General features: G+C 65.1%; 17 protein-coding genes and 2 pseudogenes. 8 read left to right on the top strand and 11 right to left on the bottom strand.

Translation table 11 applies throughout. The features are described from left to right. Nucleotides 1-17 precede the first annotated feature (17 nt). Nucleotides 18-1,061: a sensor histidine kinase gene (locus P2T60_RS06065; protein ID WP_276281661.1), complete on the top strand. Its 1,044-nt coding sequence runs from the start codon at nt 18-20 to the stop codon at nt 1,059-1,061. A 90-nt stretch (nt 1,062-1,151) separates the two neighbouring features. Then, entirely contained in the window at nt 1,152-2,051 is a 900-nt protein-coding gene (locus P2T60_RS06070) for a phosphoribosyltransferase HisG-related protein (protein WP_276281662.1), read from the top strand. 79 nt (nt 2,052-2,130) lie between these two features. Here P2T60_RS06070 and P2T60_RS06075 read toward each other — a convergent pair whose 3' ends face one another. Both P2T60_RS06075 and P2T60_RS06080 read right to left on the bottom strand, forming a co-directional pair. Beyond that, nucleotides 2,131-3,174, bottom strand: coding sequence for a tyrosine-type recombinase/integrase (locus P2T60_RS06075; RefSeq protein ID WP_276281663.1), 1,044 nt, complete (start codon nt 3,172-3,174; stop codon nt 2,131-2,133). Continuing rightward, nucleotides 3,164-3,580, bottom strand: coding sequence for a DUF5805 domain-containing protein (locus P2T60_RS06080; protein ID WP_276281664.1), 417 nt, complete (start codon nt 3,578-3,580; stop codon nt 3,164-3,166). Before P2T60_RS06080 ends, P2T60_RS06075 begins: the two co-directional genes overlap by 11 nt. Before the next feature lie 370 nt (nt 3,581-3,950). Here P2T60_RS06080 and P2T60_RS06085 point away from each other — a divergent pair. Further along, nucleotides 3,951-4,058 (top strand): annotated as a pseudogene (locus P2T60_RS06085) (hypothetical protein); the annotation flags it as partial. 128 nt (nt 4,059-4,186) lie between these two features. Beyond that, nucleotides 4,187-5,226: pseudogene (locus P2T60_RS06090) on the top strand (tyrosine-type recombinase/integrase); the annotation flags it as partial. 409 nt (nt 5,227-5,635) lie between these two features. On the opposite strand, the gene P2T60_RS06095 reads toward P2T60_RS06090, so the two are convergent. Genes P2T60_RS06095 through P2T60_RS06105 form a run of 3 tightly spaced genes read right to left on the bottom strand, consistent with a single transcriptional unit; the run spans nt 5,636 to nt 6,186 of the window. After that, the gene (locus P2T60_RS06095; protein WP_276281665.1) at nt 5,636-5,788 is read right to left on the bottom strand and encodes a hypothetical protein; all 153 of its coding nucleotides are present in this window, start codon (nt 5,786-5,788) and stop codon (nt 5,636-5,638) included. Continuing rightward, nucleotides 5,781-5,990, bottom strand: a complete 210-nt coding sequence (locus P2T60_RS06100) for a hypothetical protein (protein ID WP_276281666.1) — start codon at nt 5,988-5,990, stop codon at nt 5,781-5,783. The genes P2T60_RS06095 and P2T60_RS06100 overlap by 8 nt, the downstream gene beginning before the upstream one ends. 55 nt (nt 5,991-6,045) lie before the next feature. Beyond that, the gene (locus tag P2T60_RS06105; RefSeq protein ID WP_276281667.1) at nt 6,046-6,186 is read right to left on the bottom strand and encodes a hypothetical protein; all 141 of its coding nucleotides are present in this window, start codon (nt 6,184-6,186) and stop codon (nt 6,046-6,048) included. A gap of 205 nt (nt 6,187-6,391) precedes the next feature. On the opposite strand from P2T60_RS06105, the gene P2T60_RS06110 reads away from it, so the two are divergent. From P2T60_RS06110 to P2T60_RS06120, 3 genes are all read left to right on the top strand, one after another. Then, entirely contained in the window at nt 6,392-7,939 is a 1,548-nt protein-coding gene (locus P2T60_RS06110) for a class I adenylate-forming enzyme family protein (protein WP_276281668.1), read from the top strand. 162 nt (nt 7,940-8,101) lie between these two features. Then, nucleotides 8,102-9,598: a pyridoxal phosphate-dependent decarboxylase family protein gene (locus P2T60_RS06115; RefSeq protein ID WP_276281669.1), complete on the top strand. Its 1,497-nt coding sequence runs from the start codon at nt 8,102-8,104 to the stop codon at nt 9,596-9,598. A gap of 137 nt (nt 9,599-9,735) precedes the next feature. Further along, complete coding sequence (locus P2T60_RS06120; RefSeq protein ID WP_420028702.1) at nt 9,736-10,389, top strand: DUF7405 family protein; 654 nt, start codon at nt 9,736-9,738, stop codon at nt 10,387-10,389. Here P2T60_RS06120 and P2T60_RS06125 read toward each other — a convergent pair. Continuing rightward, the gene (locus P2T60_RS06125) at nt 10,331-10,570 is read right to left on the bottom strand and encodes a hypothetical protein (protein ID WP_276281671.1); all 240 of its coding nucleotides are present in this window, start codon (nt 10,568-10,570) and stop codon (nt 10,331-10,333) included. The genes P2T60_RS06120 and P2T60_RS06125 overlap by 59 nt on opposite strands. Nucleotides 10,571-11,121: 551 nt before the next feature. Between P2T60_RS06125 and P2T60_RS06130 the strand changes: the two genes are divergently transcribed. Then, the gene (locus P2T60_RS06130) at nt 11,122-11,847 is read left to right on the top strand and encodes a dolichyl-phosphate hexose transferase (protein WP_276281672.1); all 726 of its coding nucleotides are present in this window, start codon (nt 11,122-11,124) and stop codon (nt 11,845-11,847) included. 244 nt (nt 11,848-12,091) lie between these two features. Here P2T60_RS06130 and P2T60_RS06135 read toward each other — a convergent pair whose 3' ends face one another. From P2T60_RS06135 to P2T60_RS06155, 5 genes are all read right to left on the bottom strand, one after another. Further along, entirely contained in the window at nt 12,092-12,598 is a 507-nt protein-coding gene (locus P2T60_RS06135; RefSeq protein ID WP_276281673.1) for an NUDIX hydrolase, read from the bottom strand. Between the two features lie 264 nt (nt 12,599-12,862). Beyond that, nucleotides 12,863-15,058 carry a DUF7846 domain-containing protein gene (locus P2T60_RS06140; RefSeq protein ID WP_276281674.1) on the bottom strand — a complete coding sequence of 732 codons (2,196 nt, stop codon included), beginning with the start codon at nt 15,056-15,058 and terminating at the stop codon, nt 12,863-12,865. A gap of 4 nt (nt 15,059-15,062) precedes the next feature. Continuing rightward, nucleotides 15,063-16,286 carry an ABC transporter ATP-binding protein gene (locus tag P2T60_RS06145; RefSeq protein ID WP_420028703.1) on the bottom strand — a complete coding sequence of 408 codons (1,224 nt, stop codon included), beginning with the start codon at nt 16,284-16,286 and terminating at the stop codon, nt 15,063-15,065. Further along, nucleotides 16,279-17,913 carry an ABC transporter permease gene (locus tag P2T60_RS06150; protein WP_276281675.1) on the bottom strand — a complete coding sequence of 545 codons (1,635 nt, stop codon included), beginning with the start codon at nt 17,911-17,913 and terminating at the stop codon, nt 16,279-16,281. The genes P2T60_RS06145 and P2T60_RS06150 overlap by 8 nt, the downstream gene beginning before the upstream one ends. 3 nt (nt 17,914-17,916) lie before the next feature. After that, a complete protein-coding gene (locus P2T60_RS06155) occupies nt 17,917-19,065 on the bottom strand; it encodes an extracellular solute-binding protein (RefSeq protein WP_276281676.1) in 1,149 nt (382 codons plus the stop codon). Nucleotides 19,066-19,089: the final 24 nt, after the last annotated feature.

Genomic DNA, 19,089 nt, shown 5'->3' on the forward strand with positions numbered 1-19,089 from the left:
GGTTAGACGTGTCGGTAGTGTCCCAGTATGCCGTCTCGTTCAGGAACTGGTCGGTCGTCGGACTCGGTGGCGGCCTTCTCGCGGTTTCGGTGAGCTACGTCGCCATCGACGGCACGTTCACCACCCCCGAGTTCGTCCAGTTCGCCATCCCAACCGCGCTCTCGCTGTTCGTCGTGGCGCTCGGGGTGTGGCTTCGGACGGCGGAGTTTCCGGACAAGTTCGTCGGCGTCGTCTTTCTCTGGAGTTTCGCGGGCGGCGTGTCGATGGGCCTGCTGACGGGATGGCTCTCGCTACTCCAGTCGATAACGGGCCAACCGATGTTGCAACCCGCGTCTATCGTCCTGACGAAGGTTACGCTCGGCGTCCTCGGTGGCGGTCTGCTCGGGGCCTACTACGGTCGCCTCCAACAGCGCACCGACGAGTTGGCCGAACAGCGCAACCGACTGGACGAGTTCGCCAGCATCGTCTCTCACGACCTCCGGAACCCGATGAACGTCGCGCAGGGCCACCTCGAACTCGCCCGCGAGACCGGCGAGGACCGCCACTTCGAGGCGGTCGAGGACGCCCACGACCGCATGGAGCGACTGGTAGACGAGGTGCTGGCGCTCTCTCGGCGCGGCGACACGGTAGACGACCCGACCGCTGTGAACCTCAACTGCGCCGCGCGGGAGGCGTGGATGACCGTCGAGACGCCGGAGATGAACCTCCGCGTCGAGACCGACCGAACCGTCGTCTCGGACAGCAGGCGACTCAGGGCGCTGTTCGAGAACCTCTTTCGCAACGCGGTAGACCACGGCGGCCAGACCGTCGTCGTCGGCGACATCGACGGTGTTCCCGCCGACGCGAGTGCTGGCTTCTTCATCGCCGACGACGGGCCGGGTATTCCGCCGGAGGACCGGGAACTCGTCTTCGAGGGCGGTTACTCCACGCAGTCGGACGGCACCGGGTTCGGTCTCGCCATCGTCCGGCGCATCGCGGAGGCCCACGACTGGCGGATTCGCATCACCGAGAGCGAGGCGGGCGGCGCGCGCTTCGAGTTCCTCGGCGGCGGCGGGACGTAGCTCCCCCTCGAATCGCCTGCTATCGGCAACCAAGCCACCGGATACCACGAAGCGCAACGCGTTTACTCCCGCCATTCCATTGAGTGAACAATGACCGAAACGATTCCGGTTGCGGTGCCGCGCAAGGGCCGTCCGCTGGAAGCGGTTCTCCAGCGAGTCGCCGAGGAAGCCGATGCCGAGGGCGTCGCCGACGAGATTATCTCGACGCTCCGCTACGAGAAAGCCGTCACGAAGGGCGACCAGACCCCGGACGAAGACGCCTACCACCGACTCGCCGAGTACAGCAACCTCGGCGACCCCGCGAGACCGGACTTCACGCTCCTGCGCGACGACCGGGCCGGAAAGCCCCGCCGAATCGTCTTCGACAGCGTGACCCTCTCGGCGGGCGACGTGGACCTGCGACTCGTCGGCCGCGAGGAGCCGTTTCGCTCGCTCCGCAAACACGACTTCGCGCTCGGGTTCGACAGCGCCGACCTCGTGCTGGAGGAAGTCGTGGAGTTGCGACCCGACCCGCTGACCCGAATCGCCGACGTGAACGCCCGCATCGACCCGCACGACACCGACGTTCGGGTCGTCGCCGGGATGGGCGACACCGTGTATCACACCCTGATGGCGACCCCCGAGACGCTCCCGCAGGGCGACCGACCCACCCGCGAGTTTCTGACGAACTACGAGGGCGGTCTCTGTATCTCACCGCGCTACGAGCGTCTCGTAGAGGCGGTCCTCGGGACGCGAAACGCCGGGAAACTCGACTTCAACTATCCCGACGAGGACGAAGAAGAGGAGGCCGCCATCGCCGACACCGGCGCTGGCGTCTACCTGACCGTGACCGGTTCGACGGCGCGCGAACACGGACTGGTCGTCGGCGAGGAACTGTTCCCCAGCGAGACGGTTCTGATGGAGAACTACGAGGAGAGCGGCGAGGTGGCCGAGCGCGTGAAAGACCTGTTCGCGCGGTCCGAAACCGAGACCGAGATGGCGATTTACTGACCCCGCGGGATGCGGGTCACTTCGGGATGCTCGGCTCAGTGGTGAATATATCGAAGGACGGTGTATATTCGAGCGTCCTTCAGCAGAGCTGGTAGATGTTTCGTTCGTAGACTTCTCGGACTCTATCGCCCCAGTTGTGGGTGTAGGTGTCGATGATGTCGTCGGCCACGTCGCCGCGGAGGTACTTCACGATGCCCCGGTCGCCCGTCCTATCGCGGAGGTGGGTCGTGAAGAAGTGCCGGAAGTAGTGGGGCGTCACGTTCTCCTCCGCCCCGCCGCCTTGCTGATGCCAACCGTACTCACGAGCGTACTTTTTCACGACGGAGTGGACAATATCCGGTGTGATTCGATTCCCCCATCCTTCTCGAGTCGTCGTAAAAAGCGGTTCGGCAGGCGATGGCGCGTCCGGGCGGACAGCCAGCCATCTTTTGACCGTCTGCTTCAATTCGTCATCCATCGGTATCACGGTCGCCCGCTTTCGTTTGTTCGAGGCTGAACGGCGTTCTCCGTTGAAGTCTTCGCCGACAGTCGGTTCCGGCGAGACGTAGATTGAATCGGCTTTCCCGTCGAGTTGCGGGCGTGTAACGCGTTTAGCCTCGACCATCGAAACGTCTCGGAGGTCGAGATTACAGAGTTCACCCGCTCTCATTCCCGTTTTGAGCAACGTAACGACGATAGCTCGGTCGAGAGGGTGTCGTATTCCCTCCACGAAGGCCCGCATCTCCGACACCGAGATATCTCTGCGAGTCGGATTCGTGTCGATTCGTTCGTCCATCTCCTCGACGACGAGCGCCATGGGGTTGGCGTCGAATTCACCGACCTGCGTCATGTATGCGTAGAACCGGTGGAGGTAGGAGGCGTAGGTAGCCACCGTGCTTTCGGCGACAGTCCCACGGAGTTCGTGCATCCACGCCATGCAGTCGCGTCGAGTCGCCTCGCCGGGCGTCTTGCTGGTCCCCATTGGATTTTCGGAGGGCGTGGCTAGGAACGACTCGAACTGCCTGAGAACGCGCTCGTAGGCGTCTCGGGTACGTTCGGTCTTTCCGTGATAGGTCATGTCCTGTAGGAAGTACGCGACCGAATCTTCGGCACTCTCGTCGCTTCGAGACTTCTCAGTTGCCATCGTTTCCCGAAATCAACGCATATCCTCCGTGACGGCCGCTGTACTGAATTCGGTTCTCCGTCTGGAGTTGTTGAAGGGTCTCCTCCAGTCTGTCTTCGATGTTGTTCGTCAGTTCGTCGGTGAGTCCGTCCCAAGATAGGTGTTCTGTCGTCGAGAGGACCGAGAGAACGTGTTCTTCTAAATCACCGCCACCGTTACGTGTACTCTCGGCCTCCGTGTCCGACTCGGGCGTTCCCGTTGCTTCGAACTCGAAGTCGGACCGACCGGCCTGTACCATCGTCCGCACGAACTCGCTTTGGCTCATGTCGAGTTCGTCGGCGTGTCGTTTCCACTCCTCCTTCTGATACGCAGGGACGAACGTCTTTACTACTTTCCGAGACGTATCGACGTTCTCGTCTTCGGACATATTTCTCCCCTCTCACCCCACCACTATCAAACTATCCCAGACAAGCAAATAAACAATCTTATTTTGGAGAGGAGTCCGTCTCGAACACCGATTAGAACCAATTATTTGTGATTATAGCACTGCTTTTGGGTAGTAGCTGTCCTAGACTCACGCCTCTAATATCTTCCCCGCTACCGGAAATGTTAGAATTTCTATTATAGTCTACGTCTCGATACGTGGCTGGAGAGGGCAGTCATCTCCGAAAAGCAAAAATTATCTTAAATATTCTGGCGGGGTTCGTACTGACATCCGGCTACTGGTCGCGGTCGATTCGTCGACAATACTACTTCACCACGATAGAAACAAAAATATTTCTTAAAGCAATATTTTTGTGGTTAGTTCGAGGACTCCCGCGGAAGGCCCTAAGAACGACTCCAACCCTAGGGGTCACGGTCTCGAAATCCGTCTCCTCGACCCTCTGGACTCGGACGACTACCTGTCGTGGGACCGACTGGTCGAGGAGTTATCGGGCGACTTCGAGGACCGACTGGAGGGGACTCCAGCGACTCCAGAACCAGAACCGGGTTCAGTACAGCGGCCGCCGGGGTGGGTACACGATGGTGAGCGATGGCGAGTAGTCCGACCGCAGACGAGACCGACCCCGACGACCCAATCGGCTACTTCCTCGAAGACCTGCGATTCCACGGCAAGAGCGAGCGCACGCGGAAGTACTACGAGCGGGTCCTCTGGGAGTTCGAGCAGTTCCTCGCCGACTCCGAGCGCAACCCCGGCGGCGAGTCGCTCGCACCCGGCGAGGCGACTCGGCGCGACTGCATGGCGTGGGTCCACGGTCTCCGGACCGACCTCGCGGAGAGTTCGGTCGCTACCTACGCTTCCTACCTCCACCGGTTCTACGACTACATGACGCAGGTCGGTGAATTCGACGCCAACCCCATGGCGCTCGTCGTCGAGGAGATGAACGAGTCCATCGACAAGGACCCGACCCGCCGCGAGATTTCGGTCCCGCAGATGCGGTCGTTCGTCGTCGAAGTGACCCACCCGCTGGAGTGGGCCGTGGTCGTCAGCCTGTTGAAGACCGGGTTGCGCGTCGGCGAACTCTGCAACCTTGACCTTCGGGACCTCCGACTCTCGGGCGAAGTCGCGGAGGCGTACCGACTCGGTGCGCGGCCGCAACTCGACGGCCGGGGGAACTCGCTGTTCGTCGCCAGCGTGGACCGCGGCGAGACGGTCAACGCCGAGGAACGCTCGGCGGCGAACAAGCGCAAGCGCGCCACCATCGTTCCGGTGGACGAGGAACTCGCCGCAGTGCTGACTCGATGGTTGGCAATCCGGCCCGACGCGATTTCGGACGCCGAACCCCTGTCCGTCAGCACCAGCAAGGAGGTCGGCGACTCACGCCACAGATGGTCCGGAACGTCGTGGAGACTCACGCGCGCGAGGCCGGGTGGTACCGGACGGGCGGTGGGGCGGAGGAGAACGTGACGCCCCACTACTTCCGGCACTTCTTCACGACCCACCTCCGCGATAGGACGGGCGACCGGGGTATCGTGAAGTACCTCCGCGGCGACGTGGCCGACGACATCACCGACACCTACACCCACAACTGGGGCGACCGAGTTCGGGAAGTCCACGAGCAAAACATCTATCGCTGTTGTAATCTCGTCGGCTCTGTCGTCGCGCCGCTCCGCAGTCGGCGCGGTTCGACCGTCCGACGACTCGCTGCCGACGGTGTGAGTAATCCGGCGTCCGCGACGGATATTTCGAGAGTTGGTGGTGACCGCGCCAAGAATGTGTGGCATCTAACTTTTCCGGGCGGTCTGTTTCGCACGTATAAATTACTTTTCGATATATGGAATCTCGGGGTGGTGGGGTGTACGTCGAGCCCACCGAATCCGGGAAAACAACCGGTGCTTGACGCTCCTTCGGCGTCGCTCGGTACGACGCGACGAGTTCAACTATCCCAAACATATCTCTAGTCGCCAGTCAGAAACACCGCGCCGAACAGCGCGACCAGCGAGGCCCCCGAAAGGCCCAGAACGACCGGCGTCGCCGCCGCTACCGACTGTTCCATCCGGAAGTACCACCGCCACGTCTGTCGGGTCTCGGCGACGGCCGCGACCAGACGACGCCCGCGACGACGACCAGAAGCGCCCCGACGAGGACGAACGGCGCGAGTGGGGCGACCCGGCGGGCGGACGCTTCACGCATCCGACCACCGCCCGCGGACCGCGACGAACAGGCCGAAGAGGGGCACGAGCGCCGCCAGCAGGTACTGGACGAACAGGCCGACGAAACTCAGCGTCGATTCGAGGTGGATAGACCAGTGCCACGTCCCCTTCACCTCGGCGATGACGGCGATGGTGCCGATGACGAGCAACGAGAGACCGAGCAGTGCGGTCAGGGCGTACACCGACCCCCGGAGCAGTCCGAGGGCGCGGCGACGCGAACGTGTCTCCCTGCACGTGCTACCCCCAGTAGGTTCGATAGGCGTCGTAGACGACGAGACCGAAGACGACCGCACCGACCGCGAGTATCAGACTCGCGGTGTCGGCCGCCAGCGGCAGGTTCATCCCGGTCCCACCGTGGGGCGGTCCGATTGCTACCACTACTCGGGTCATTCACGTTCGAACACATAAATTCTTACGTCTATATTGAACTTCCCTCGGAAGGTAACGACCGGGCGACACCCGCCGGAGGAACGTCCCGCGTGTACAACGATACGAGACACTCCGGTAAAGAATACGCTCGGACGATATTTTATAATATAGGACGCCGACAAATTTTTACGTTACGTATATCTAAAACAGAACAATGTGGAACGTCAACGAACTGCTTCGAAATACGGTGAACCAGACGCCCAATCGGACCGCCGTCGTCGACCCGGTAAGCGAACGGCGGTTTAGCTACGCCGAACTCGACGAGAAAGTCGAGCAGGTAGCGGCCGGTCTCCGGGCGTTCGGTATCGAGAAAGGGGACAGAGTTGGGACGGCGCTTCCGAACACGCCGGAACACGTCTTTCTCTTCCTCGCGGTTCAGCGAGTCGGTGCCGTCGCCGTGCCGTTCGACTATCGCATCACCGACAAGAAACTCCGCTACTTCGTTTCGGACGCCGAGCTGTCGCTGTTGGCGTTCGGGGAGACGGTAGCAGAGCAGGTGATGGACCTCCGCGAGGAGTTAGACTGTGACACGTTCGTCACGACTGCCGACGTTTCGGCGTCGGGCGTAGACGAGTACGAAACGCTGGTACGGGAACCCGACGGGCCGATTACCACGAAGGTACATCCCGAGGACCTCAGCGTCGTCCAGTACAGTTCCGGGACCACCGGCGACCCGAAAGGAATCAAAATCACGCACCGCGGCGGCATCGACCGGGCCTTCCTCAACATCCACACGCAGGAGGACTACGACAGGGAGACTATCCTCGGTACGATTCCGCTCTACCACACCATCGCGGTCCACGGTAACCTACTGCCAGCGTTCGTCACCGGCGGTACGTACGTCTTGCTTCCCCACTCGGAACTCGACGTGGCCCGTCAGGTGATTGCAGAAGAGAACGTCACCTACCTCCACGAAGCGCCGCCGATTTACAAGAAGTTGCTCGACCCCGACGACGAGTCGGAACGACCCAGCGAGACCGAAGACCGCGAGGTGTTCGAGTCCGTCGAGACTATCGCCACCGCCGCGTCCCCGATGAGCGAGGAACTGTTCGCCGACATCAAACAGCGAATTGACCCCGACTACATCTACAACACCTACGGGATGACCGAAATCTTCCCGCCGTACACGATGTTGAACCTCCGAAATCGGGACGACCCCACCGTCTTCGGGTACGCCGAGGCGTCCAACGACATGCGAATCGTCGAGATAGGGTCGCGCGACCCGACGGCGGAAGTCGAACCGGGTCGAGAGGGAGAAATCATCATCCACCGTGACGCCCCCGGTGCGTTCCAAGGCTACCTGAACGACTACGAGAACGCCGGTGAGTCGTTCGAGGACGGGTGGTACTTCACGGGTGACGCGTGCCGCGAAACCGAAGAGGGCCACTACGTCGTCACCGGGAGACTCAGCAGTCGCATCAAGTTCGGCGGCGACAACATCTATCCGAAGAACGTCGAAACGGCGCTCGCGTCCCATCCCGCCGTCGAAGACGCCGCCGTCGTCGGCATCGCGGACGACGAGTGGGGTGAGGTCCCGAAAGCGTACGTCGTCGGAGACGACGACCTGACGGCGGAGGAACTCGAAGACCACTGCGTCGAGGGGGACGAACTGGAAGGCTACAAGCGACCCCGCGAGTTCGAGTTCGTCAGCGCGCTTCCGGAGAACATCGACGGGATACAGAACTCCGGCGCGGTGCGCTGATTCGGGGTCGCTCCCCGGATACAGTCACCGTCTGAGAGGCCCAACGGGTCAAACGCCACCCGCGCACCGTCTCGACACACAGAGCAGGGCACCGAGTAAGAGGCGAAATAATATATCTGTGGGGCAACCATTTTGAATATCGGGTTTTTATTTTTTACCGAGATGGTTGATTCCAAGAGTACTACAGGGGAAGACAAAGAGCAGTCGTTCGAGACCGACGGTAGTCGCTACTCCGAAGTCAACCCCGACCGCCCGCTCGAGTTCTCCCGCGAGAAGAGAGACGAGATGATTCGGAAGAGCGCAAAGCGCGTGCAGGACCACCTCGAACGCCTTCCGGAAGGACCTGCGGCCAACCTCGACCACGCACACCAGAAAGCCGAGCAGTTACGCGAGTCGGTCCCCCGAGAACCGACTGCTTACGACGACCTACTGGACACGCTATTCGAGGACGCTATCGCGCACTCCGCCGCCAACCCGCACCCGAAGTTCCTCGCTTACGTCCCCGGCGGTGGCCTGTTCCACGCGGCACTGGCGGACTTCGTGGCGAACGCGACCAATCGGTACGTCGGCACGTGGGTCGAAGCCCCCGCCCTCGTCGCTATCGAGACGAACGTCGTCAAGTGGTTCTGTGACCTCCTCGGCTACCCCGAAGACGCCTTCGGGTTGCTCACGTCCGGCGGGTCGATGGCAAACCTCGTCGCTACGATTACCGCCCGAGAGGAACGCCTCGCCGACGACTTCCTCGACGGCGTTATCTACACCAGCGACCAGTCGCACCACTCGGTGGCGAAAGCCGCGCTTCTGGCCGGGTTCCCGTCGGAGAACGTGCGTTCGATTGCGACCGACGACGAGTTTCGCATCGACGTAGACGCCCTCGAATCGGCAATCGAGGAGGACCGAGACGCCGGAAAGGACCCCTTCCTCGTGGTCGGGACCGCAGGAAGCACGAACACGGGCGCGGTGGACGATTTAGACGCTCTCGCGGACCTCTGTAACCGAGAGGACCTCTGGCTTCACGCCGACGGTGCCTACGGCGGGTTCTTCGCGTTGACCGAGAAGGGAAGCGAGCAACTCGACGGACTGGACCGGTGCGACTCTATCACGGTAGACCCTCACAAGGGCCTATTTCTCCCGTACGGCACGGGGGCGCTCTTGGTTCGAGACGTGGAGGCGCTGGCACGGACCCACTCGGTGGATGCCAACTACCTCCCCGACTGGGACCCCGAGTCCGGAACGGTGGACTTCAGCCAACTCGGGCCGGAACAGTCTCGGGACTTCCGCGGCCTTCGGGCGTGGTTACCGCTGAAGATGCACGGCGTCGATGCCTTCCGGGACACCCTCGCCGAGAAGTTGGAACTCGCCGAGCAAGCCACCGACTGCCTCCGCCAACTCGAAAACGTCGAGATAGTCGCGGAACCGCAACTGTCCACGCTCGCGTTCCGGGTCAACCCGCCGGGCGTCGAGGGCGAAGCGCTCGACGCGCTCAACGAGGAACTCTTGGAGGTGATCAACTCTCGGGGCCGAATCCACCTCTCGGGGACGACGCTGGACGGCGAGTTCGCCGTTCGAATCTGCGTCCTCGGATACCGAACCCACCGCGAACACGTCGCCGACAGTCTCGAAGAAATCGAGCGAGTCATCTCGGAAGTGACGCGGTGACGACCGGTCGGCCGCGCCGACGAGTCGGGAGCCACCCTTCCCGTGCCCGCGCTAGCCCTCTCGACTACCACGATGGCCTCACGACGCCGCTTGCTCGGGACACTCGCTGGCGCGGCGGCCGCCGCGGGACTCGCGGGGTGTTCGCAGTTCCGGGCGACCGACGGCCGGACGGCCGAACTCGACCTGCCGGAGAATCCTCACGACCTGCCGAGCAGACGGCACGCGTGGAACGCGCTCTGCGGACGCTCGAATCCGCCTACGACTGGTCTCCCGACGGCCTGCTCCACGCCCTCGCGTGGGGGACGCGGTACTTCGAGCGCATCGGCGAACTCGACTCGGCCCCCGTCAGGCGGCCCCGAATCCTCTCCAGAACCGACGACCCCGACCTGCTCGACTTCGACGCCGCGCTGGTGTTGGCCAGTGACGCCGCCTCGCACCTCCGAGCGACCGAGGCCGCGGCGTTCGGCGACAGGGACTCGCTGGCGGGCGAGTCGGTCGGGGCGCGCCTCGGCGAGGTGTTCGACGTGGCCGAGCGCCGGACCGGATTCCGCGGGGCCGGACTCCCGGTCGAACACACCGACGCCGAGGGGATTCCCGAGAACGCGCCGCTCTCCGAGGGAGACCGGATGTTCATGGGCTTTCGGTCGGGACTTCGGGGCACGCAGGCCAGCGAGGACCGCGTGACATCTGTACTCCCCCATGACCCGTGCTACCACGACGAAGGTGAAAAAGCTACTCCGGCGGCTCAGTCCCGTCGTCCGCCTCGTCGCCTACCTCGTCCGCTTCGGTGACTTCCCATCCGGCTTTCTCGACGGCCTCCGGGAGGGGGACGAACTCCCAGTCCGCGCGCTCGGCGAGTGGTTCGTCCTCGCCGGGGTCGGCGCTCGCGCCGTTGAAGAAGTCGAGGTCCACGTTTCGGTCGCGCTGGAACTTGTTGAGGACGTGGGCCGGGACCCGGCCGACGAGACCCAACCCAGTCGGCCCACCCGTAGGCGTCGGCCGCGACCCCGCCGAAGTTCGAGAGGCGGGTCGCCGCGCCGTAGGTGAACGCCAGCGTCATGTCGGCCGCGTCGCCGCCGTGAGGTCCCGAGGGCGACTGCGGAGTACTATATTGTGTTTTGCCCGCGCGCGAGCGAGAACGTCCGTTTGCGTCCGGCGCGCCCGATGCGGGCGCGCCGGACGCATCGGTGTCGCCCGCACCTGCGCCCGCGCCGCCGGACTCGGCTAGGACGCCAACTGGCTTGTCCTCGTTTTCGCGGGGGACGCGGGGCATCGGGTCGGGGTCTGCGCCGGAAGACGCGGCCGACTCGTCGGCGTCTCCGGCGTCGAGTTCGTCCAAGTCGATGCGTTCGGTCATGGTGTGGTCGGTGTGTCGTAGCCGGTCGATGCGGCCGGTCCGTGTCGGACGCTACCTAATAACACTCCCGGCAGTGACCGGGTTAAGCGTGTCCCCGAGTCCGCCGACCGTCCGTTTTTGGCGAACCTAAAAGCTCAAATACGCGCCGGGACAACCGACGGACAGCATGAACACGGACACGGCGCGGTCGGACGACAGCGGCGATGCGGGCGACGGTCCCGAGTACACCTTCGACGACGTGAGCGTCGTGATGGGAACGTACAACGAGGAGGCCGCCATCGGGACGGTGCTGGACGACATCGAACGCGTGACCGACGGGCGCGCGGAAGTCGTCTGCGTGGACGGTTCGTCGGACCGGACGCCGGAAATCGCCCGCGAGAAGGGTGCGCAGGTGGTCGAACAGGAACCGCAGGGCTACGGCGTGGCGGTGCGCGAGGCCCTCCTGACCCCCGACCGCCCGGTGGTAGTGACGACCGACTGCGACGACACCTACCCGATGGACCAACTCCCGGAGTTTCTCGACTGGATAAACCGGGGCTACGACGTGGTGAGCGGCGACCGACTCTACTGGGGTGCCGAAGCGATGCCCGACCTGAACCGGTGGGGCAACTACGCGTTCGCGGCGCTGACGAGTCTCCTGATGGGCGAACTCGTCCACGACACCACGACCGGGATGCGGGCGTACCGCCGCGACGTAATCGAGACCATCCGATGGACCGAGAACACGGGACTCTCGGCGGAACTGCTGATTCGCCCGCAGATGCGAGGCTACGACGTGCGCGAGATTCCCATCGAGTACGACGAGCGCGCGGGCGAGACGAAACTCGACCCCTTCGCGGGCGGCGCGGCGATTGCCAAGTCCATCGTGAAGGTGTGTCTGGACGAGCGATAGCGGTGGCGTGAGTACCGGAGTGCGCTCGACGACCGAACGTTTACATCGGAAGACGGGACGAACCCTGCCCGGACGCCACGTGCGGTCGCCCGGAAGTCGGGGTCGGAGACCGTCAGTCCGGGTAGCCCGCGAGGGCCGAGCCAACCGTCGAATATAGGGACGTTGCTAAAGCAATCGAAAATATTTCTTTTGGAATGGATTTGATTTCTAAAGAACAACGCTCCACGTCCGACACCGCCGGGTGTCAGAAGTGACGAGTCAGCAGACCGGCCTGCTCGCTCTCGTCGGGCACGGCGTCGAACCACGCGGCGTCGGCTATCTCGTCGGCGTCCACGCCGAGGTCGTCGCCGAGTTCGGTGTCGCTCGCGCGGGCCTCGAACACGACGAAGCGGCCCGACGCGGCCGACCCGTCGGACTCGAACGTCTGTTCGACCACCTCCAGCGGACGCTCGACGGTCGCGTCCAGACCCGTCTCTTCGCGGACCTCGCGGACCACCGCCTCGCGGAGCGTCTCGCCGAGTTCGACGGTCCCGCCGGGAAGCACCCAGCCGTCGCCCCAGCGATTTCGGACGAGGACGATTCGGCTTTCGTCGGCGGCGTCGGTGTCGTCGCGGACGAACGCACCCACCCAGCGGTCCCGGCCCGCCTCGACGTGTCGGCACACGGTCTCGAACTCCTCGGCGTCGAGGTGAACCGTCTCCGCGCTTCTCGGCACGTCGTCCCGGTCGGCGAGCGAGTCGGGGTCGGTCATCGAGGCGTCGGTTCTCCGCGAACTCGTTTCGCCGTTTCGGTCCGGCGTCGGAGGGTCGGACGGTCCGGCGTCGGAGGGTCGGTCTGAGAGCGCGGGGTGAGGTTCTAGTGCGGCCGGGGGAGCGACCGCACAGCACCGCGCACCACCACCACCGCGGGCCTCACGCCTCCCCAACCTCGGCGGCCGCGTCCGCGGCCTCCCTCGCGCGGACGGGTGCGACACGCTTCGCGGTCGCACCCCCGCGCGCCGGGTGGTTAGTCACGTCTATCGAAGCCGCGTCGGTCGGTGACGACCGTCGAAACCCCGTGGACCGTCCGGAGAAGTCCGAGCGGTCTCGTTTCCGCGCTCGTCCACCGACCCGTTCGCCCGGAGCGTCGTCTCCATCCCGACGCGCTCGGGCACCGACCCCGGAACGTAGGCCGCCGCGCCGTTGCAGTTGCGCGCGACCAGACACACCTCTCTGGCGGGCGAGAGCGCGGCGACCGACCCGTTCGCGCGCCGGACCGGGAGTTCCAGTCGGTAGGAAAAGCCGGTCGCGCCCTCGCTGACGAACACCTGCACGACCACCTCGTCCTCGCGCCCGACCGGGACCGTGGCGTTCTCGCCGACCGGACCGACGCCCCGCCCGGCGAGTCGGGCCGTCCCGTTCGCCACCCGAAGGTCGAGCGAGAGGTTCGCTGGCGTGCCTTCGACCGCGTAGTAGGCCGACCCGCCGTCGGCCGAGACGCGGGCCGACACGCCGCGGGCGTACTCCGGCACCGCCAACGAAGCGTCTACCGAGACGCGCTCGCCGCGGACCACGCGGACTCGCTGGAGCGCCGGGTCCACCGACTCGCCGCCGTAGGGCATCCACTCGCCGCGGTAGACGTAGCGGTAGTACGTCCGGTTCGGGTACGCCGCGGCCACCTCGAAGTCGTCCGGCCCGTCCGACAGCGCGTAGACCGTCTCGCCGTCGAATCCGGGGTCGTTCCGGAGGTGCTGGAACGGGTGGCTGAGCCAGTCGCCGTACGGCGTCGGCAGGAAGACCACGGCGTCCGAGAGGTCCCGCTCCTCGAATGGCTGATACGCCCGCTCGTACTCGTCGGTAATCCGGGCGTTCTCCGAAATCGTCGGTGCGAGGACGCCCGCCGTCGCGCCCGCGAGGACGAGCGCACCCGCCAGCGCCACGCCGACCGCGACCTGCCGGGAGCGCGGCGTGCGCTCGCTCGCGAGCGCCCGCACCCGGCCAACCCCGAGGAGCGCCCCGCGCGCCGCGAACGCCGCGGTCGGAACGAGCAGGTCGAAGTGGTAGTACGGCCCGAGCGTCGAGACGAGTCCGTCGTCGGGGTTCGCCAGCGACCCGAGGACGTTGAGGTTGCCCCAAAAGAAGACGTTGCCCGCGACCACCGAGACGAACAGACCCGCGAGGACGGCCCGCAACTGCGCGTCGGTGAACTCGGCCGACCAGTCTGCGGGCCGGAAACCCGCGCGCCGCAGGAACGCGCCGACGCCCACCGCCGCGAGCAGGGTGCCGACAGGCCCGCCGACTACCCACTGGGTAAACAACAGCGAGACCACTTCGGCGTTGGCCCGGAGCGCCAGCTCCGGGGTGTAGTCGCGGGCGTAGCCCAGAATCTCGCGGTGGCCGAACCCGAGTCCGTCTTGGGGCGCGAACGCGGCGTAGGGGAACACCCACGGCGAGCCGGTCATCGCGGCGTTGTACGCCAGTGCCGTCGTTACCCCGGCCAACCCGCCGAGCGCGGTCAGCGAGAGCCGAGTCAACCGAGTCGCGGAGGGACCGGTCCACAGCGAGTAGAGCGCGTGGGCGATGAACGGGGCCGCGAACAGGACCGCGGTGTAGGGTCGCGCGAAGAACGCCACGCCGATTGCGAGACCGGCGAGCAGGGCGTAGCCGTGCGCCCCGCGCGTCCCGCGGGCGCTCTCGCCCGCGGGACGCGCAGACGGGTCGGGCGTGCGCGAGCGTCGGGCCGACCGGACGTAGGCGAACGCGAAAAGCAGGTTCCAGAACGTCGTCGTCGCGTACGGGAGGAACACCGACGAGTCCACCAGAAACAGCGGCGAGGCGAGCAGAAAGACGCCCGCCAGCAGGCCGGTCCGCCGGTCGAACGCTTCCGACGCAATCGCGGCGGTCAGCGCCACGCTTCCCGCCCCGACCAGCGCGAGCGAGAGGCGAGCGTTACCGAGTAGCTTTCCGACCGCGAACGTCGCGGCGGGGACCGGCGCGTACTTCGGGTAGAGGCGACCTCCGTCCCGGACGAAGAACCACGGCCGGAACGAGTCGGGGACCGGCGGGTACAGCGATAGCTGACCCTCCAGAAGCATCGCGGCCTGCTGGAGGTAGACCGCCTCGTCGTGGTTGGTCGTGTGGTACGGAAACAGTTTGGTAGCGACGAGGAAGACGACGACCCCGGCGAACGCGGCCAGCATCGCCGAGAAGAGACGGAACCGGCGGCGATTCATCGAGTCACGCCGACTGGGAGACTCGCTCGGTAATCGACTCCTCGCCCTCCTTCGGCGGGTACCACGCCAGCGTGTGGTCGGCGTCCAACTCGACCCGGACCGGTTTGCCGATGTCGAGTTCCTTGACGTGGTTGTGTTGGCAGTGAACCATGTCGCCGTTGTCGAGTTCGACCCGGTAGACGAACGACGGGCCGGTGTACTGGCGGTGGATGATATGGCCGTCGGCCTCCGACTCGTCTACGACCGTCGCCCGGAGGTCGTCGGGCCGGACCAACACGTCGAGGTCGGTGCCCGCGTACTCGGTCGTCAGGCCGTTGAGTCGCTGGGGCGCGAAGTTGCCGATGGGCGTCACGACCGTCCCCTCCTCGTACCACGCCGAGAGGAACCCGGCCTGTCCGAGGAACGACGCGACGAACCGGGATTCGGGATGCTCGAAGACGCTCTCGGGCGTACCGACCTGCTCCATCCGGCCGTCGTTCATCACGGCCACGCGGTCGGAGATGGAGAGTGCCTCCTCTTGGTCGTGCGTGACCGACACCGCCGTCACGCCCGCTTCCTTCAGAATCTGGCGAACCTCCTCGCGCATCTCGACCCGAAGGCGCACGTCGAGATTCGAGAAGGGTTCGTCTAACAGGAGGATGTCGGGTTCGGGCGCGAGCGACCGAGCGAGCGCGACGCGCTGTTGCTGGCCGCCGGACAGTTCGTCGGGTTTGGCCTCGCGGTGGCCCGCGAGGTTCACGAGGTCCAGCAACTCGGTCACGCGGCGTTCGGTCTCGGTCTCGTCGGCGTCCGTGAGACCGAACGCGACGTTCTGGCCCACGCTGAGGTGTGGGAACAGCGCGAAGTCCTGAAAGACGAGACCAACGTCGCGGTTCTCGGGTTCGACGTGATTGCTCGTGTCCGAGACCACCTCGCCGCCGAGTCGGACCTCACCGCCGTCGGGTCGTTCGAGACCGGCCATCATCCGGAGCGTCGTGGTCTTGCCGCACCCGGAGGGTCCGAGCAGGGTGAGCAGTTCGCCCTCCCGGACCGATAGCGACAGCGAGTCCACCGCGGTCTCGGCGGCGTACTCCTTGACCACGCCGTCGAGTTCCAGCACCGTCCCGGCGTCGGCGGAGTCGTCGCTCTCGCGTCTCGGTGCGGTCGCCGCCATGGATTCTGATTCGGGTACGTCCATCGTTTCGGAGTCGTCGTGTATGGGTTGACTAGACATCGTTCCCTTAGGCATCTTTTCCTCCTTCTTGTCGCACGAGACTGCCGTCCTGCTTGAGGAGGACGAGCATCGAGAGCGCGGAGACGCCCACGAGGACCAGCGCCGGAACCGCGGCCTGTCCGAAGTACCCGGCGTCTTGTACTCGCCAGATGTACGTGACGAGGGTTTCAAAACCTGTCGGACGGACCAGCAGGGTCGCGGGCAGTTCCTTCATCGTCGTCAGGAAGACCAGCGCCGCGCCAGCGACCACGCCCGGACGGACCAGCGGGAGCGTCACCCGGCGGAACGCCGCGCTCGGCGACTCGCCGAGCGTCCGGGCGGCCTCGGTGAGTTTGGGGTCCACCTGTAGGACCGACGACTGGACCGCGCCGACCGCCTGCGGGAGGAACCGGACGACGTAGGCGAACACCAACAGCGGAATCGTCTGGTAGAGCGCGGGCGCGTTCGACGACGCGAAGTAGACCAGCGCGAGACCGAGGACGACGCCGGGAGTCGCGTACCCGACGTAGCTGACTCGCTCGAACAGCGTGGCGAGTCGGGAGTCCGACCGCCCCGAGAAGTACGCCACGGGAAGCGCCCCGAGGGTCGCGGCCAGCGCCGCCAGCACCGCGACCCACACCGAGTTCAGGCCGTAGACCAACTGGAAGTCGAACCCGCCGCCGGTGTAGGCCGGGCCGCTCCGGGTCAGCCACATGAAGAGGATGCCGACCGGGACGACCAGACACAGCACGACGACCAGCGCACAGAACAGTAGCGCCGGAACCTTCCACGCGCCCAGCGAGATGCGGACCGACCCCGACCCGCGCGAGACGTGGGCACCGTCCTCGCTCTCGGAGAGACGATTTTCGAGCGCGAGGATGACCGCGGCGAACGCGAGCAGTTGGAGCGACAGCAGGGCCGCGTAGTTCGGTTCCCACATCGTCACGTAAATCTGCTGTGTGAACACCTCGAAGTGCATGATGGCGGGCGTGCCGAAGTCCGAGAGCGCGTAGAGCGCGACCAGCAGGCTTCCGGCCGCGATGCCCGGCGCGATTTGGGGCAGAGTCACTCGCCGGAACGCGGACCACCGGCCGTGGTTCAGCGTCCGGGCGGCCTCCATCAGCGTCCCGTCGAACGAGAGGAGCGCGGCCCGCGTCGTCAGGAAGACGTAAGGGTACGTAAACAGCGTTAGCACTAACGTCGCACCCTCGAAGCCGTAAATCGTCGGAATCGACTCGACGCCGAGGGGAGCGAGCAGGTCCGAGAGGACCCCGTGGGGTCCGAACGCCGAGACGAACGCGAACGCGCCGATGTAACTCGGCACGACCAGCGGGAGCGACACCGCGACGGTCCAGAACCGGCGAAACGGCAGGTCCGTCTGGACCGTGAGGACGGCGAGCGGAACGCCGACGAGGACCGACCCGACGGTGACGCCCCCGACGAGGAGGACGCTGTTGGTGACGACTTCGAGCGTCGAAGGCTGAAAGAGCAGGTCAATCGCTTGCTGGAAGCCGATTTCGAGCGACCGCAGAACCAACCATACCACCGGGAATGCGACCGCCGCCGCGACCGACCCCGCCAGCAGGACCAGCGAGACCGGCGGCGACGAGTCGTCGCCGCCGAGTTTCGCGGTCGCGTTTCGGATGCGGTCACTCGTCGCCATCCGCTACAGTACCCCCACCTCGCGCATCAGCTTCAGAGTCGGTTCGAGGTTCGAGAGCTTCGAGAGGTCGATTTCCGGCGGTTCGAGTTCGTCCACGGTCGGGAGCGGACCCACCGGCGATACCTCGGGCACCGTCGGGTACGCGAACGTCGTCGTGGCGAAGAACTCTTGGGCCTCCGCCGAGAGCAGGTGTCGAACGAAGTCGGCCGCCAGTTCCTTCTGGTCGGTGCCCTTGATGATTTCGCACCCCGAGACGTTGACAAGCGCGCCCGCGTCGTTCTTCGTGAACGCGAGGTCGATGGGGGCGTCCTCTCGGGACGCGATGACCCGGAGCGCGTAGTAGTGGTTGGCGAATCCGGCCGTAATCTCGCCGTCGGCGACGGCGTTTGACACCTGAAACTCGTCGGAGTACCGCGAGACGTTCTGGTCTTGCATCCCGCGGAGCCACTGTTTGGTCTTCTCGGGACCTTCGAGCAGGCGCATCGCGGTGACGAACGACTTGAACGCGCCGTAGGTGGGTGCCCACCCCATCGCGCCCTGCAGACCGGAGTTCTGTGTGAACTGCTGGACTTTGTTCGGGATGTCGGACTCCGAGAATTCGTCGGTGTTGTACGGAATCGACCGCGCGCGCCCGGCGACCCCGACCCACGAACGGTCGCCGTCGCGGAAGCCGTTCGGAACCGGTTTTACGACGCGCTCGGGGAGTTTCGCGGTAATTCCGGCGTCGGCGACGAGTCCGAGCGACGTGGAGTCGATGGACCAGAACACGTCGGCCGGACTCTCGCCGCCCTTCTCGACTTCGATGATTTCGTTCGCCAGTTGGGTCGAGGGGGCCATCCTGACCTTGGCGGTGAAGTTGGGGTACTTTCTCTCCATGAGTCGGACTAGATTCTCGTAGAGACCGCCCTCCCCGCCGCCGAGATAGACGTTCAGGGTGCCGTCGAGGTCCGGCAGGTCGTCCATCGAGGTGCCGCCGGGCGCGGACCGCGACTCGACCAGCGGACCGGACCCGCGGAAGTCCGAGATGGTGAGGTCAGAACCGCTCTCTTCCTGTTGGGTAAACTGGCTGAGACAACCGGACAGTCCGGCTACTGCGCCGACCGCACCCGACGCGAGAAGCCGACGACGTGTCCATCCGCGACGCTCGTTCATGTTTGAAATTAGGTTGCCCTAAAA

The organism is Halorussus caseinilyticus, assembly GCF_029338395.1.
Classification (GTDB): domain Archaea; phylum Halobacteriota; class Halobacteria; order Halobacteriales; family Haladaptataceae; genus Halorussus; species Halorussus caseinilyticus.